Origin of the sequence: Candidatus Thalassolituus haligoni (assembly GCF_041222825.1) — a bacterium.
GTDB lineage: Bacteria > Pseudomonadota > Gammaproteobacteria > Pseudomonadales > Oceanobacteraceae > Oceanobacter > Oceanobacter antarcticus.
The window spans coordinates 71988-87561 of the sequence record NZ_CP139482.1 but is presented as its reverse complement, the minus strand read 5'-3'; the positions used below and the strand labels follow the sequence as shown (position 1 = coordinate 87561).

Here is a 15574-nt window from a genome sequence, read left to right as displayed (position 1 = left end):
GATCAGCACCTACATCTATTAGTAAATCATTGATTTTACTACAATAACTAAAAATACAGAGGTAATAATGACGCCTATGGCCGTAACCAGCCCGCGTGTACAGAACGATCTGCAACAAGGATCTGATCTGGAAGCGCGCATCACCGCGAGCCTCAACAGCCTGAGCCGTATCGTTCATTTGGCCAGTGAAGCCGCCGTCAGCCAGCTTTGTCAGTACACCCTGGCCTATTGCGTCTATCAGCGTCTGGTTCTGCCACCGCTCAAGAACAGTGCGCCGCGTCTGCACCGGCGCATTGAAAACACTCTGCCACTGCTCGAACTTTCGATACCTGCCGGTGCCTCTGGCAGCCTGATCGCCTTGCGGCAGGCCTATTTCACCCTGAGGATCTTGGAAACCTGCAATGACGCCTTTATTAGCCGTTATGGCCAACCATTGATCGATCATGACCCCGCCACCGCTAACATCGTTATACAGACACTGCTGGGTGACGATGCAATACGTATTGACGAGCAGATTGAAGCCCTGATCCACAACCCGGATGCCCTGATCAATCATTATCCTTCCGGCGCGAGCGCAACCACAGTGACCCGGATCTGTCAGCCATGGCCCTGTCTGTCGGCCAGCCTGGGACTGTCGAGCCAGTTACTGTAGGGCACATCTATAAATGACTGCACTCGAAATGACAGTGTTAAATATCGACTCAAAATGCTCATTTATCACTCATCAACTCGGCGTTGGCTTCCTGTGTCGCTCTAACGCCGGCATCCGTGCAGGCGTGCGCTTTTTCGCCGATTTTTGCCTTGTCCTTTCAGCGTTCGCTGCATTTTCAGATGCCCTGTAGCCTCGGACCGACTACTGACCCACTACGCCCGGCATCATGGCTGACACATGCTCCAGCACAAAACTCTGCAGAGCCTTGATTCTGCCGCTGCCTCGCATGTCCTTGTGATACACAAACCACATATAAGAAGGCTCCGCATGGAGACCAAACTCAACCAACTGCAGCGCTTCATGACTATTGCCCGAGCGCTGTAACATGCCGATCGGACCAATGCCCATTCCCGCAGAGACTGCTGAATAAATATCGGTAAAGCTGTTGCTCTCAAATACGATCTGATGAGGGTCAAGGCGTTCCAGCAATTGCCAGATACCGGAAATCTGACGCTTGTTACCCGACGGCAGCACCCACTGATGACGATTCACATCCGCCAGCGACCTCGGCGTACCATAACGCTGGATATAACGTTTGGCGGCATAGTACTCCATAGTGGCAGGCAGCAACCGGCGTGCAATCAGATCCGGCTCCTGCGGTTGGCTGCCCATGCGGATGGCCACATGCACATCACCACTGACCAGCGACATCCGGTCATCGGTGGCTACCACCTGCACCCGGATGTGCGGATACTGCTCCCGAAAGGTATGTAACAAGGGAGCAAAAAACAGCGAAAAATCAGACACCGTCGAAATCCGCAGCGTGCCGGACGGCGATGCCTCAAATGACGTCAGGCCGGAATATAACCGCAGCATTTCATCCGCAATCGGTTGCATCCGTTGCAGCATCAACTGACCGGCATCCGTTAACCGATAACCACGCTGATGGCGGATAAACAGCTTCACTCCCAACTGCTGCTCCAGCCGGGAGATACGCCGCAGCACAGTGGAATGGTTCAGCCCCAAGCGTTCTCCGGTCTTGCTCAGGGTGCCCAGTTCCGCCACCCGGTAAGCAACATAGAGATCATCCCAGCTGAAATCGTCGTTTTGCACAATTGGACTCTCGAGCCACCATATCAATGTGCATTTTTGCACAATAATTGTCGAGTAATCGCTATTTTTACCACATTCAATATTGCGTAATGTAGGCGGCGTACAACGAGTGAATACCATTCACCGCTTTTGCTTTGATAGTGAGCCGAGCCACACAGCAATGAGACAAGCAAGGCAACAATACAAGCGGAAAGGACAAGAGGGAGCGTTATGATCACCAACACCTCCAGTCGCTACGGACTGATCGCCATCGCCTTGCATTGGCTAATGGCAGTGGGCATTTTTGGCATGTTCGGCCTTGGCCTGTACATGGTTGAACTGACCTACTACGACAGCTGGTATCACGGCTCGCTGGAATTTCACAAGGCCTCTGGTGTGCTGCTGGCACTGGTATTTTTAGCCCGACTGCTGTGGCGGCAAATCAACACCGTACCGACCGGCCTGTCGGACAAAAAAATCGAGAATCAGGCTGCCCACCTGGTTCATTTAGGCCTGTATCTGGTGATGGCGGCCCTGTTTGTCAGCGGCTATCTGATTTCTACCGCCGATGGCCGCGCCGTCGATGTGTTTGGTGTGTTTTCTGTCCCCGCCACCCTGACCGACCGTGGCAGCCAGGAAGAAATTGCTGGCAAGGTGCACGAGCTACTCGCCTGGTTACTGATCGGAATGGTGGCTTTACACGCCCTCGCGGCGTTAAAACACCAGCTTATTAACCGGGATAACACCCTGAAGCGTATGCTCCGGCCGTAAACCCGGCCACTGGCTATCTTTTTAACAAATTGATCAACCGATCAAACAACGATTTAACCAACCATTAATTATCAGACCCCCAAGGAGCTCGACCATGAAAAAACTGCTGATAGCCCTGTCTGTTGCTGCCGCAGCCATGACGGCCACTGTCGCCAACGCCGCTGACTATGTAGTGGATACCAAAGGTGCCCATGCCTCCATCAACTTCAAGGTCAAGCATCTGGGTTACAGCTGGCTGACAGGCCGCTTCAATACTTTTGAAGGCAAATTCGACTGGGACAAGGCCAAGCCAGCCGCTTCCGACATCGAGATCAAGATTGATACCACCTCGATCGACTCCAACCATGCGGAACGTGACAAACACCTGCGCAGTAAAGACTTCCTCGCCGTCGACAAATACCCGACTGCGACGTTCAAAAGCACCAGCTACAAGCCAACAGGAGACGGCAAGGGTGAGCTGAGCGGTGAATTCAACCTGCGCGGCGTGACCAAAACCATTACCTTCCCGGTTAGCCAGATCGGTGAAGGCGACGACCCATGGGGCGGCTATCGCGCTGGATTTACCGGTACCACCACCATCATGCTGAAGGACTACAACATGGATGGTTACCTGGGTAACTTGCCGGTCGAACTGGAATTAAACGTGGAAGGTGTTCGCCAGTAACTCTTCGAACTTTTTAGAACTTCCACCGCCTCTGGCCCAGCCTCGCGGCTGGCCAGAGGCTGATCTGGCTCCCACACGGGAGCCAGAATTCCGGCTTATTGCAACCGCTCTGCCAGGGTTTGCGCTAGCTCCTGCTGGAGTTTGTCGGCCACCGCCTCGGCCGCCCCTTGCCAGGCATTAGCCTCTAGACCCGAGACCCCACGGGCCGTGTCACTGAATGACGACAATACCCGACCATCGCGATCCGCTATGGTGATCCGCGCCTGCACAAACGCATAAAAACGACCACCTTGCTGGCGCGAACTGCGTTCGGCACTGACGCCAAACACCAAGTCAACATTGTTTTGTGGCTGCCCAGGTGTCTGCATGCGCAATCCCTGTGACGTCAGCGTTTCGATCAACGCGCCCTGCATCAGCCGGGCATCATCATTGTCAAACGACAAGCGCACTGTTAACTGATCCAGCAGCATGTAAACCCGCTGCTGCAAAGCCTTGTGCTCAGCGGATAACGCCGGTATCCGATGCTGCACACTGACCAGACCCAGCTTCTCCGCAAACGCCTGCCGTTCGGCAATCAGGCCCAGGATTGGCAGCATCACACGCAGTTGTTGCAAGGTATCACCCTGAGGCTGGACATTGCCGTACTGATCCAGTTGTTGCTCTACTTCGGCCATTTGCTGGCGCAAACGGGCAGATGCCGCTGTACGATCCAGCTCCGCCAGCGCATAGGCGTAGCCATTGGCCACGCTGGCATCGGTAATGCTGACCTCATCGAGCTGTACTTCGGCAACCTGACTGCGAGCGTATTGGCTGACGCTCCGCTGCACACGGGTTGCTGTACCGGTCGCAGCGGTTTCCGTGACGGTGGAAGAAAAATCACCACTGATGGTCACCCGTAACTGACTGACCAGATCCACTCGCGCCAGCTCGCTGGCACGCTTGACCGCACTGGCCGGATCACCGTACACCTCGATACTGCCTACGCCGTAAGCCATTCCAGCAGCAGAGGGCGGCGTCACCGCCCAAACGGGAGTACCGTCCCGCGACAAGCGGGTGTCGTTATCCGCCATGCTGTTGTCCGGCTGGCTCGGTGAGGAGGCACAGGCCGCCAGCAACAGGCAACACCCGGCGACGACCAGGTTTTTGAGCGTATGGCAGTGTGCTTGATGAATCATGCGTTACAACCCGAACGACGACTTTTTCTGGTACTTCTGAATCTTCTTCTGGCCATTCCAGACTTCGATATTGGATTCCATATCGATCAGCTTCAGATCCACCTGATAAAAAGTAACGCGTTCCTTGTCGGCCTGATCCACAATCGAATTCAGCGTCCCGGACAGGGCATAATCGGCGGCTTTTTCCTGCCCCTGTGCCTTGGCATCCTTGGCATTCAGCTCCTGATCAGAACGTTCATCCCGTACTGATTCACGTTCTTCGCCACCAGCAACAAAGCTGGCTTTGCCAGAACGAATAATGCTGCGCTTGATATCATTGATAAAGGTATCCACCGCGATATGCTCATGGGACTTATTGCTGATGCGCTGGATAATCACCGTAGGCTTGCGGCCGTTGTTCATCTCGAACTCGGTCGCCCAAGGGAATGACACCATATCGGCGACCATTTCTTCAGCAACCAGGCGTGAATCAGTAGCATTCCAGCGATCCGACAGGGCAATTTCTTCATTGCTGTCAACACGCTTGACCTGAGTACTACAACCCGTCACGGCCACGGTAGCAAGTACCACACAGCCAATCAGCAGCGTCTGCGGTGCTTTTACAAACGGTGCTTTGATAAACGGTGCTTTGATAAACGGTGCTTTGATAAACGCAGACTTTCGCAACATATGCATAAACATGGTCATCCTCTCCCTTTCCAATAAATATTTACCGATCAGTATTTTGCAACAGAAGCCGCAACACCCGCACACCAACCATAGCAGGCACGGATTATCTGGTTGTTGATATATTCCCCAGCGAGCGTACCTGCCACAGAGCAATCTGGCCCGGCTGCAACGTCATCCGGGTTTGATGGGTATCGACCACGCCGGGTTCCAGCGTTGACGTCAAGGTCAGTTCATTGTCGCCCGCTGGCAAGGTCAAGCGCCGGATACGAATATCACTGGGCAACAGAATCCAGCTGCGGGTTTCAGCGGCTTCGCTCAGTTGCGCCGCCAGCTTGCCAATAAACGACATCACTCCCTGGGAATCAACACTGTTACCCAGCGCTTGAGCCGACACGGCTTTTAGTGCCGAGCGCGCCAATGCTTGCTGGATATCAGACGATGACTTCAGCAGCCGCTCCTGAATCGCCAGCTGTGCCGGGCTGGCCGCTTTGTCCAGCGGCAACGACCGTGCTTGACCCGGCGTATTCACCACCAGTGTCGATTCACCCAGCAAGGTTGGCGGCCGATAGTAGGGCACCGTTACGCGTAACGAAGTGCCAATGGCCTTGTCGAGGCCCAGATCTTCGATCTGTTTCCAGGCTGGCCCCAGTAAAATGGTTTTGGTAAAAGGACTGAAAACAAAGCCATTACGGGTGCCATCCAGATAAGCCGTAAGGATGTTGTAGATACCCTTGTCAGCGTAAAGCAAATAAAACCAGGCCCAGGCATCGCGATCATTCGCACCAAGGTAGGGCTGCAACTTGATGGAACGGGTATTGGGGTCGGCCCACATATTCACATTCAGCTCTTCCAGTTCCGGAGCCAGTCCCTTGTGTTCAATCACCACAACTTGCGCCTGCTGCGGGTCGAGCTGATCCAACTGCTGGCGCTGGGAGGCGGTCAGCTTGTCTTGCGTCAGGCGAGTCAGTTCCGCACCGTAGCCACCGGCCAACGTCATCATGCGCACGGTATCAAACCAGGCCTGCTGCGCCATTCCACCCCCTAACCGATACTGTTTGGCATAACCCTGTTCGTAGGTTTCAGCGGCTTTCTGGTAGCTGATGCGGGCATCATCGTACTCCCGGTTCATTTCAAAACTGAGGCCGGTAAGATAGTGCGCCAGGGCATCGTCGCGATAGGTCAGATTATCCTTGTTGATCACGCTGCCAGACAACACCCGGAACAGGCTTTTCAACTCGCCATAAGTACTGTCAGCCTGCTCATTTTTGTCGGCGTAACTGCCTTTCTGGTCACGCATATCATTCAGTTTGATCACCAGCCGACGGGCTTCGACACGGGCGTCGTCCAACGCATCCAGACGCTTGTCACGGCTGCTTTGAGCCGCTGCCATTGAGAGATAATTCAACGCTTTATAATAATTGATCAGCAGTTTTTCATGGGGTTGTCCGGCATAGTCAGCCTGACGGGCATTGGTAAACATCGCCAGCGTACTATTAACCACACTGGTGGTTTCCAGCTGCTCGCTGATACGCTCAGCCTCTTCAAAGGCCTGGTTACTGCCGGGATAATCGGCATTCAGATGGCGGATAACACCCAGTTCGAGATAATAGAGCAAGCGGTCACTGCCGCTGGGAGAGAGCGCCTGTTTGAGTTGCGCTTCGGAGGTGGCGAAGTTGCCTTGTTTGACATCCTGCAATACGGCACTCAAACCCGCCCCATAGGTGGCGCAGCCCTGAAGTAACAGCAAGAGAATAACTGGCAAAACATTGCGCGCCTGACACCTGATCACAACAAACAACTCCATGTTGGCAAGAGCGCCAGTCTAACGACCGAAGCCGCCGCGACCAAGTTAAAATGTGCTCCAGCGGTCGGATGTCGGGCGTCAGACCTAACGCCCAACGTTCAGCAGCAGACGTACGTCAGACCTTGACGACAATCAGGCGTCAGGCGTCAGGCGTCAGGCCGATAATTTTCAGCGGCTGCTCTTCCTCATCCAGCAGCGCCTTGCCATCCAGCGGTGTTACCCGAGTGGCAAGTTCGGTGGCGAGGTTATTCTGCTCATCTTCAACAGCCTGTTCCGAGGTGGTTTGCGTGTAACCGCAGCTCACGCATTCACGCACTTCTTCCCCGGCTTCATTGCTGAACATCACCAGCCGATCCATCTCGGCGCATTTGGGACAGACCGCACCGGCAATAAAACGGCGCGGACGTTGACGTTGGATGACTGTCATCAGGCAATCTCGTCTTCAGTGGTGGATTGTGGCAGGTCGATACCGCAGTGGCGCAACAGTGGCTCGACCGATGGCGCACGGCCGCGGAAGTTCTCGAACAACTGCGCCGCTTCGCGACTGCCGCCCTGGCTGAGGATCTCATCAAGAAAGCTCAAGCCCGTCTGCTTGTTAAAAATACCTTCGTCTTCAAAGCGCGAAAAGGCATCGGCACTCAACACCTCGGCCCACTTGTAGGAGTAATAACCCGCCGCGTAGCCACCCGCAAAAATATGGGTAAAGCTGTGCTGGAAACGGCTGAACGGCACAATCGGCACGACGGTTACCTGGCTGCGTACATCATTCAGCAACGCCTGAACATCCGCACCCTGATCACGGAATTCGTGATGCAGGCGGAAATCAAACAACGAAAATTCGATCTGCCGCATGGTGCCCATGGCGCTCTGGAAATTCTTCGCGGCCAGCAACTTGTCGAGCAGCGCTTTTGGCAGCGGCTCGCCAGGTTGCCCGTTTTTATGCAAATAGTGTCCAGAAATAAACGCCAGCGCCTCCGGCTCGTAACACCAGTTTTCCAGAAACTGGCTTGGCAGCTCCACCGCATCCCAGGCAACGCCGGAAATACCACTCACCGCCGCGACGTCCATACGGGTCAGCATATGGTGCAAGCCATGGCCAAATTCGTGGAACAAGGTGGTCAGCTCGTCATGGGTTAGCAGCGCTGGCTGTTCACCCACCGGCGGGGTGAAGTTACACACCAGATAAGCGACCGGCAGTTGCAGTCCCGCTGCAGTCTGGCGGCGCGTCCGGCAAACATCCATCCAGGCACCCCCGCGTTTTTTCGCACGGGCGTAAAGATCGAGATAGAAAGACGCCAGATGCTGGCCATCTTTGTGAATTTCAAAAAAACGCACATCTGGATGATAGCTGTCAAAATCCTGCTGCTCGACAAACTCCAGGTCGAACAAACGCGAGACCGTTTCAAACATCCCCTTGATCACGGTATTAACCGGCAAGTACGGGCGAATGTCTTCCTGCGAAATGGCGTAACGCTGTTGCCGCAACTTTTCGGCGTAATAGCCCACATCCCAGGGCTGCAGATCGTCGGCGTTGTAGTCGTCTTTGGCAAATTGCTTCAGTTCCGCTATTTCGCGCTCCGCCTGCGGCTTGGCTTTTTTCGCCAGATCATCAAGAAATTCCAGTACCTGAGCGGGTGACTCAGCCATTTTACTCGCCAACGACAACGCCGCATAACTCTCGTAGCCCAGCAGCTGCGCCTGCTCATAACGCAATTGCAGGATTTCCAGCATCAGCCCGGAGTTATCAAATTCACCGGCATTCGGGCCAACGTCTGAGGCTCGGGTGACGTTGGCGGTATACACCTCTTTACGCAGCTCACGGTTATCGGCATAGGTCAGCACCGGATAGAAAGACGGAAAATCCAGTGTAATCAGGTAACCGTCCAGCTCTTTCTGCTGCGCCAGTTGCGCCAGCAGGGATTTGGCGCTGTCGGGCAAGCCCGCCAACTCGGCTTCATCGGTGATGTGTTTGTGCCAGGCATGGGTCGCATCCAGCACATTCTCGCTGAACTTGCTGGTAATTTCCGACAGCCGCTGGCTGATGTCGCCAAAACGCTGCTTTTTCTCGGCGGGTAAATCGACACCGGCAAGGTGGAAATCACGCAGTTCATTATTGATCGTGGTTTGCTGCTGCACACTCAACGACGCAAATTCCGCTGACGCCTTCAGCGCTTTGTAGGCATTGCACAACTCGGCATTTTGACCGATTTCGGTGCTGTACTGGCTCAATAACGGCAAACAGGCGTTGTAGGCTGCGCGTAACTCATCCGAGTTTTGCACGCCATTCAAATGCCCGACGGGCGACCAGGCCTTGTTCAGCTCGTCATCCCACTGCTCCAGCGGAGCCGCCAGATTATCCCAACCCGGTGCCGCACCCGACGCTTTGAGATCGGCCAGTAATTGTGCCAGACGCTCGCGATTACGGTTCAACAGGGATTCAATAGCAGGCTGTATATGCTCAGGCTGAATCGCCGAAAACGCTGGCAACAGCTGATCTTCAAGCAAAGGATTGGTCATGAATAGTCATCCGTAATCGAAGGGGCAATAGACAGAGTATTTGGGGCAATACGCGACAATTCAAGGAGAATCCTGCAACGATACATTTTCGCTATCAGTGTTGCAGGGTTCAATCCAGCGGGAGCCTGCATGGCAGCAGGCACTCCCAGGATACGCGCCTCCATGAACCTGTCGGTATAACGCCTCGGACTCAGGCGTTCATAAACGGATAGTCGGTATAACCTTCCACCCCGGAGCTGTAAAAAGTGTCCGGGTTGGGTGTGTTCAACTCGGCACCCGCCTTGACGCGCTCAGGCAAATCCGGATTGGCCAGCAGACCAGTACCAAATGCCACCACATCAGCCTTGTTGGCCGCTACAGTCGCCGCCGCTTCTTCCGGGCTGTAACCCATATTGACCATCAGTTGGCCGTTATAGTACTCACGGGCAACCGTCAGCACGTCGCCACTTTGTATGCCAAAAAAATCCGCCCGCATAACATGCAAATACGCCAGATCAAAACGATTCAACTCGGTGGCCAGATATTGCATCCAGCCCATCGGGTCGCTGTCGGCCATGCTGTTAAAACTGTTTAGCGGCGACAAGCGTAAACCCACCCGGCGACTGCCAATTTCAGCCGTCACCGCTTCCAGTACTTCAAACAGCAAACGCGCGCGATTTTCCAACGGGCCGCCGTATTCATCGGTACGCTGGTTGGCCTTGTCGCGCAGGAACTGGTCGATCAGATAGCCATTGGCGCCATGCACTTCGATACCATCAAAACCGGCGCTGATCGCATTCGCGGCGGCGCGGCGAAAATCTTGCACGATGCTGGCGATTTCATCTTTTGTCAGTGCACGCGGTACGGTATAAGGCTTTTTGCCTTCCGGCGTGTGGACTTCATCTTCAATCGCAATTGCGCTGGCAGAGACTGCTTCCTTGCCACCGTTCAACAAAGGATGCGCAGCCCGGCCAGCGTGCCATATCTGCATAAAAATCTTGCCGCCTTTGGCGTGTACCGCAGCGGCTGTTTGCTTCCAGCCTTCTACTTGCTCGGCAGAATACACGCCAGGGTCATTACCAAACGCCGACGTTGCTTCCGTGACCATCGTGCATTCGGTAATCACCAGACCGGCGCTGGCACGTTGGGAATAATATTCTGCCATCAATGCGTTAGGCAGGTGGTCAATTGCCCGGCAGCGGGTCAGTGGCGCCATTACAAACCGGTTGGCAATTTCAACGTCACCCAATGACACAGGAGTAAACAACACATCCAGATTCGACATAAACAGATCTCTAGCAAGTGAATGGTGGGGAAGCTCTAATATGAGTACAGTAACGACGGATTTCACCCGCCCGACTCGAGACACATTGTTGCACCAGCAGATCAGCCAGCGGGTAATTGACAACACAATATTCACAATACCGCCTCCACAACATCCGACCAACAACACAGGAGTACCGCGCGATGAAAAGCGTACGCAGCTATCAGGGTCAGATCCCCACACTCGGCCAACGCGCCTTTGTCGACATCAGTGCCGTAGTGATTGGCGACGTACAACTGGGCGATGACAGTTCGGTTTGGCCACTGGCGGTGATTCGTGGCGATATGCACCACATCCGCATTGGTGCCCGCACCAGCGTGCAGGATGGCGCAGTGCTCCACATCACCCACGCCAGCGACTACAACCCCGGAGGCTACCCGCTAATCATCGGTGACGACGTCACCATCGGCCACCAAGCCATGCTGCACGGCTGTACCATCGGTAACCGCGTTCTGGTCGGGATGAAATCCATGATCATGGACGGTGCCATAGTGGAAGACGACGTTATCGTTGGTGCCGGTGCCACCGTCACCCCCGGCAAGGTACTCAAAAGTGGTTGGGTCTACATGGGAACGCCCGCCAAACCGGTACGGGAAATCACCGCCAAGGAACGCAGTTTTTTCACTTACGGAGCCGGGAACTACGTAAAACTGAAGGACAAACACCTGGCCGAGGGTTATGACCAAGCGTAGGGAAATAATTTGACACTGGAGTTCGCCAAGCCGCCAAGTTCCGCCATATTGCATCCATGAATTAGCCATGATCACAGAGCAATTTCGAGGAACCCCAACCTGAACAAAGAGCTCAGCGTTGAGGATATATCAGCAGACCTACACCTCCCTCGAAGACATACACTGATGGCTGCCTCCGGCTACTGGTTGGGTCGGTTTGGGTCACTGTGTTCAGAGATCAGACTGAAGTGATCAATGCCCTGTGCACCCTGGAAGCATACCCCAATACCAGAGTTCCTGATTTATCCCGCCATAGCGATCCTTAATCGTCCAACCGCAGTCATCAGGATATAAAGAGAGATTGCCATAGAGTCACACTTGCCCACACCCGCTCCGGAGGCCACCCATGACTGAGATTTGTATCTTCCCCATCCCGGACTGCGTTACCTTCCCCGGCACCGTATTCCCCTTGCATGTGTTCGAACCGCGCTACCGCAACATGATTCAACACTGCCTCGACAGCCACACCCCCGTTGCCATCTGCCATACCCAAAAACTACTCAGCCCGGCCAAACCCAACCAAGATCTGGAAACAGCGCTGCATAGCAACCAAGCCACCTACAAACCCTACCCGATATTTTCGGCCGGCCAACCACAACTGCTCGAAACCCTCGACGACGGCCGAATGCTGCTGAACATTCATATTCGCCAGCGTTACCGAGCCATCACCGAAAAACAAACACTGCCCTACATGATCTACGACTGCGAACCCTTCCTCGACCGCACAATCGACCCGGAAGACCTCGACTACCATGAAGAACTCAAACAACGCATTCTCAAACGACTGGACGCCCTCGCTTTCCAGCAACCGGAATTCCTCGACGTCTATAAAGCCAACGACTGGCAGGTCAAACCCGTCAACGAATTCAGCTTCCAATTGTTCGGACTGATTGCTTTCGGAGCAGACATCCAGCAACACATACTGGAAATGGACAACATCACCGACCGGCTCGAACAAGCACTGGAACTGCTGATCCGTATTGGATAACGGCCAAACACAAAGATGAGCCGAATACATGCGGCATTCGGCTTGAATTTTGAGCCGAATACCCGTAATAATTGGCTCACCGACTAAAAAACGAACACACTCAATGGACACCACCTGGATCTGGCAACAGCCAACATGGCCACACTTTTTATGGGATGACAGCCGGATACAGCCGCGTCTACGCCAAGTACGTCTGCAGCTTGGCATCCTGTTAGGCAAGACAACAATGCACCCAGGAGAGCAACAAACCCTCGACACCTTGCTGAACAACATCCTGTCATCCTCGGCGATTGAAAATGAAACCCTCAACGCCAGCTCCGTACGCTCTTCGCTGGCCCGGCGGCTGGGCGTCGACGAAGCACAACCGTACCCGGTAACCGACCAATCCGAAGGCATCAGTCAAATGCTGCTTGATGCCATCCAGAACGTGCAATTACCGTTAACACTAAAACGTTTGTGCCAATGGCACCGGTGGTTATTTCCGGCGCCAGAATCGGTACTCACAAGCAGACCGGTACTGGTCGGAACACTACGCGGCGACGAACCGATGCAAGTGGTATCTGGCCGCATTGACCAGCCAGTCGTCCACTTCGAAGCGCCCCCCCGCACCACCCTGAACGCAGAAGTCGACGCCTTCCTGCAATGGTTTCAAAACAGCCAGACCGATCCATTGCTCGACCCACTGCTGCGCGCAGCGCTGGCACACCTATGGTTTGTCACCCTGCACCCCTTCGACGACGGTAACGGTCGCATTACCCGCGCCCTCACGGACATGGCACTGGCGCAAGCCGACCAGCAAAGCATTCGTCTGTACGCCATGTCGGCGGCCATACTGACTCATCGCACCGAATACTACGACAGACTGGAAACCACCCAGCGCGGCGATATGGACATCACTGAATGGCTGATGTGGTTTCTCGATATTCTGCAACACACCCTCGACCAAGCCTTGAACGATATTGAACACACGCTGGCCAAAGCCCAATATTGGCAACAATTCCGCCACACAGGGCTAAGCCCGGAACAAATAAAAGTCCTGAACCGTCTGCTGGATGGAGGAGAAAAAGGCTTTGAAAACGGCATCAGTGCCAGCCAGTATCAGAAAGTCGCCAAGGTGAGCAAAGCCACGGCCACCCGCCATCTGGCCGACCTGTTGGTTAAAGGGTGTATTAAAAAACTGCCTGGTGGTGGGCGGAGTACGAGATATAGAACTAGTTAATACTCTTATATGGCATCCGAAGAATAGATTGAGCAACGATGATACCGAAGTAACTCGGCATCCGGCTGAAACTTCCCTGGTAATTCAAGTCGTTTACCTTCGTACGCCAACACGGTTGCTTTTATAAAATTATCTGGCGCTTTTTTGAGCTGCGTTGATACGATCACGGTCAAATTATCTGTAATAGCAATCAAGCCTTGATCAAATGCCCGATCGTGCAACACAGACAAGCACAGTCCGTTATGAGGATTTAAACGATTTTTTGGGTCATCGCGCCAGGGAACAATATGGCTCGCGATCAAAAATTTAGGATGCGATAACCCACTGATGCAGCAGCGGCTTTGGTAGGCACTCAGTACAGCTTGGCGAAACAGCGACTGGCCTACTCGGGCTTTAGTCGCGACTATTCGATCGTCGCCTGCATAACTGACCGGCTCACCTTGTACTTCACAGCCCTCTTCTATTTCTACATTCAGTTCGTTAACCAACTCATGAGTCTGATCCAACTGCTCTATCGCTTGCCGAGAACCGAGTGCGAAAGCCTCCCAGTCGGCATTCATCTCGTCCCACATCGCTCTATCGGCTTTGGATGTATTCGACATCCCTTTGCGGCCAGAACGCCGAATGGCAGGATCAAGACTAGCAAGATTCGTCAGCTTCAAAACAAGCGCATCAGGAGTCCGGCTAATCAGCTGGGCGTAACGGATAATTTCTGTGTTACGTGCATGAAATTTCCCGAATGGAATCCGACAGTAAAGGAAAAAGGCGACCAGCAGTTGTTCACGAGTCCAGAGATTAACAGCAGCCACGGCAAAGTCCTTTCAAGGTGATGAATCAGGCTAACACCACCACTCGATGGAGAAAATAATTTGTGGTGACGCTTTCTTCCCCACCCCCTCAATCAGCACGTCAGACCTTAACGTTGAAGATAGCTTGACCCCTGTCTGGGAGGGCGGGCCACTGTGCCCGACGCGCTGGCTACTACCCCAGCACTTCCACAAACATCTCGGCGGCTTCTTCGGTCACCACATAGCCTTTGCTGTTTAGCGCGGTAAAACCGTTGTTCAGTACCGGTAAGCCATCGCTGCCTTCCAGGCAGGTCCAGACGCATTCCGGGGATTCTTGCATAATCAGCAGCACTCGTTGGTATTCCTGCCCGGTGGTCGCCATCAGGCAACCGTTGTAGTCGGCCTGTTGGTTAAAGACGTTGGTTATCGGGCGGTATTCGTCAAAAAATTCCTGGCGGGTAATGGTACTCATACGGCTCTCCGGTCATTTGGTTCAGTGTGCCTTGCGGCATGCGGGCTTGGCCATCAAAACCGTACTGACATTCCCTGTCAGTACCCCTGCCCCAGACTTATTTGCGTCCACTGGACATTTATTTTGCTGATTTTTACCTTTTGAAGGAGTCACCGGATGGAAGTAGTCAATCCTGTTCGCCAGGCTGTAGAGCTGGTGTTGTTTTCACTGAAGCCAGATACCGATGAAGTCGCTTTTCTGGCATTAAATGCAACCGTTCAAACCTATATCAATACCTTGCCTGGTTTTGTCTATCGAGCGTTATGTAAACAATCCGATGGTATTTGGCAGGATATCGTATTCTGGCAAGACCGAGTGGCAGCACTACATGCCCAGCAGTTGTTTATGAAAAGTGAGGCCTGTGTGACCTGGCTGGCGATGATTGATCCAGCCAGCATTAATATGCAACACAGTGAGGTAATGTTTGCCAAGCTGGCAGAGCGGTTAGCCAGTTAGCCTGTTAGGGTTTATCAACAGTGAGAATCACCTGTGCGAGTATCAGGGAATTTTGAGGTGTCATTGCAGCCGCTGGATTGCAGTACGGTGTCCGGTGAAGGTAAAGATAGCCATTTAACGCTGGAGGTAGTGCCCGATTCTGCCACGGGAGAGTTGTGTGGGATAACCGGGCAGATGTCTATCGAGATGATGGACAACCAACATCTCTATGAATTTGTCTATCAGTTGTAAGGT

17 protein-coding genes are annotated in these 15574 nt (G+C 53.8%); 8 read left to right on the top strand and 9 right to left on the bottom strand.

The window, feature by feature from the left end:
- Window positions 1-67: 67 nt before the first annotated feature.
- Complete coding sequence (locus tag SOJ49_RS00415) at window positions 68-652, top strand: hypothetical protein (protein WP_369856272.1); 585 nt, start codon at window positions 68-70, stop codon at window positions 650-652.
- 201 nt (window positions 653-853) lie between these two features.
- Here SOJ49_RS00415 and SOJ49_RS00410 read toward each other — a convergent pair whose 3' ends face one another.
- The gene (locus SOJ49_RS00410; protein WP_369856271.1) at window positions 854-1765 is read right to left on the bottom strand and encodes a LysR family transcriptional regulator; all 912 of its coding nucleotides are present in this window, start codon (window positions 1763-1765) and stop codon (window positions 854-856) included.
- A 210-nt stretch (window positions 1766-1975) separates the two neighbouring features.
- Here SOJ49_RS00410 and SOJ49_RS00405 point away from each other — a divergent pair, with 210 nt between their 5' ends.
- The gene (locus SOJ49_RS00405) at window positions 1976-2515 is read left to right on the top strand and encodes a cytochrome b (RefSeq protein ID WP_369856270.1); all 540 of its coding nucleotides are present in this window, start codon (window positions 1976-1978) and stop codon (window positions 2513-2515) included.
- Window positions 2516-2609: 94 nt separating this feature from the next.
- The gene (locus tag SOJ49_RS00400) at window positions 2610-3179 is read left to right on the top strand and encodes a YceI family protein (RefSeq protein ID WP_369856269.1); all 570 of its coding nucleotides are present in this window, start codon (window positions 2610-2612) and stop codon (window positions 3177-3179) included.
- A gap of 95 nt (window positions 3180-3274) precedes the next feature.
- On the opposite strand, the gene SOJ49_RS00395 is transcribed toward SOJ49_RS00400, so the two are convergent.
- The 6 genes from SOJ49_RS00395 to SOJ49_RS00370 all read right to left on the bottom strand — a co-directional run bounded on the left by SOJ49_RS00395 (window position 3275) and on the right by SOJ49_RS00370 (window position 10608).
- Window positions 3275-4354, bottom strand: coding sequence for a hypothetical protein (locus SOJ49_RS00395; RefSeq protein ID WP_369856268.1), 1080 nt, complete (start codon window positions 4352-4354; stop codon window positions 3275-3277).
- Window positions 4355-4357: 3 nt separating this feature from the next.
- Entirely contained in the window at window positions 4358-5035 is a 678-nt protein-coding gene (locus SOJ49_RS00390; protein WP_369856267.1) for a penicillin-binding protein activator LpoB, read from the bottom strand.
- A gap of 91 nt (window positions 5036-5126) precedes the next feature.
- The gene (locus SOJ49_RS00385) at window positions 5127-6785 is read right to left on the bottom strand and encodes a hypothetical protein (RefSeq protein WP_369856266.1); all 1659 of its coding nucleotides are present in this window, start codon (window positions 6783-6785) and stop codon (window positions 5127-5129) included.
- 181 nt (window positions 6786-6966) lie between these two features.
- Complete coding sequence (locus SOJ49_RS00380) at window positions 6967-7254, bottom strand: YheV family putative zinc ribbon protein (RefSeq protein WP_369856265.1); 288 nt, start codon at window positions 7252-7254, stop codon at window positions 6967-6969.
- Window positions 7254-9344 carry an oligopeptidase A gene (gene prlC / locus SOJ49_RS00375; protein WP_369856264.1) on the bottom strand — a complete coding sequence of 697 codons (2091 nt, stop codon included), beginning with the start codon at window positions 9342-9344 and terminating at the stop codon, window positions 7254-7256. The genes SOJ49_RS00380 and prlC overlap by 1 nt, the downstream gene beginning before the upstream one ends.
- 190 nt (window positions 9345-9534) lie before the next feature.
- Window positions 9535-10608 carry an alkene reductase gene (locus SOJ49_RS00370; protein ID WP_369856263.1) on the bottom strand — a complete coding sequence of 358 codons (1074 nt, stop codon included), beginning with the start codon at window positions 10606-10608 and terminating at the stop codon, window positions 9535-9537.
- A 182-nt stretch (window positions 10609-10790) separates the two neighbouring features.
- On the opposite strand from SOJ49_RS00370, the gene SOJ49_RS00365 reads away from it, so the two are divergent.
- The 3 genes from SOJ49_RS00365 to SOJ49_RS00355 all read left to right on the top strand — a co-directional run bounded on the left by SOJ49_RS00365 (window position 10791) and on the right by SOJ49_RS00355 (window position 13585).
- Window positions 10791-11339: a gamma carbonic anhydrase family protein gene (locus SOJ49_RS00365; RefSeq protein ID WP_369856262.1), complete on the top strand. Its 549-nt coding sequence runs from the start codon at window positions 10791-10793 to the stop codon at window positions 11337-11339.
- Window positions 11340-11724: 385 nt separating this feature from the next.
- A complete protein-coding gene (locus SOJ49_RS00360; RefSeq protein ID WP_369856261.1) occupies window positions 11725-12366 on the top strand; it encodes an LON peptidase substrate-binding domain-containing protein in 642 nt (213 codons plus the stop codon).
- A gap of 103 nt (window positions 12367-12469) precedes the next feature.
- Window positions 12470-13585 carry a Fic family protein gene (locus SOJ49_RS00355; protein WP_369856260.1) on the top strand — a complete coding sequence of 372 codons (1116 nt, stop codon included), beginning with the start codon at window positions 12470-12472 and terminating at the stop codon, window positions 13583-13585.
- A gap of 5 nt (window positions 13586-13590) precedes the next feature.
- On the opposite strand, the gene SOJ49_RS00350 is transcribed toward SOJ49_RS00355, so the two are convergent.
- Both SOJ49_RS00350 and SOJ49_RS00345 read right to left on the bottom strand, forming a co-directional pair.
- A complete protein-coding gene (locus tag SOJ49_RS00350) occupies window positions 13591-14394 on the bottom strand; it encodes an HNH endonuclease (protein WP_369856259.1) in 804 nt (267 codons plus the stop codon).
- A 172-nt stretch (window positions 14395-14566) separates the two neighbouring features.
- Window positions 14567-14845 carry a hypothetical protein gene (locus tag SOJ49_RS00345; RefSeq protein WP_369856258.1) on the bottom strand — a complete coding sequence of 93 codons (279 nt, stop codon included), beginning with the start codon at window positions 14843-14845 and terminating at the stop codon, window positions 14567-14569.
- Between the two features lie 156 nt (window positions 14846-15001).
- Between SOJ49_RS00345 and SOJ49_RS00340 the strand changes: the two genes are divergently transcribed.
- A complete protein-coding gene (locus SOJ49_RS00340) occupies window positions 15002-15340 on the top strand; it encodes a hypothetical protein (protein ID WP_369856257.1) in 339 nt (112 codons plus the stop codon).
- A gap of 57 nt (window positions 15341-15397) precedes the next feature.
- Window positions 15398-15571: a DUF3224 domain-containing protein gene (locus tag SOJ49_RS00335; RefSeq protein ID WP_369856256.1), complete on the top strand. Its 174-nt coding sequence runs from the start codon at window positions 15398-15400 to the stop codon at window positions 15569-15571.
- Window positions 15572-15574: the final 3 nt, after the last annotated feature.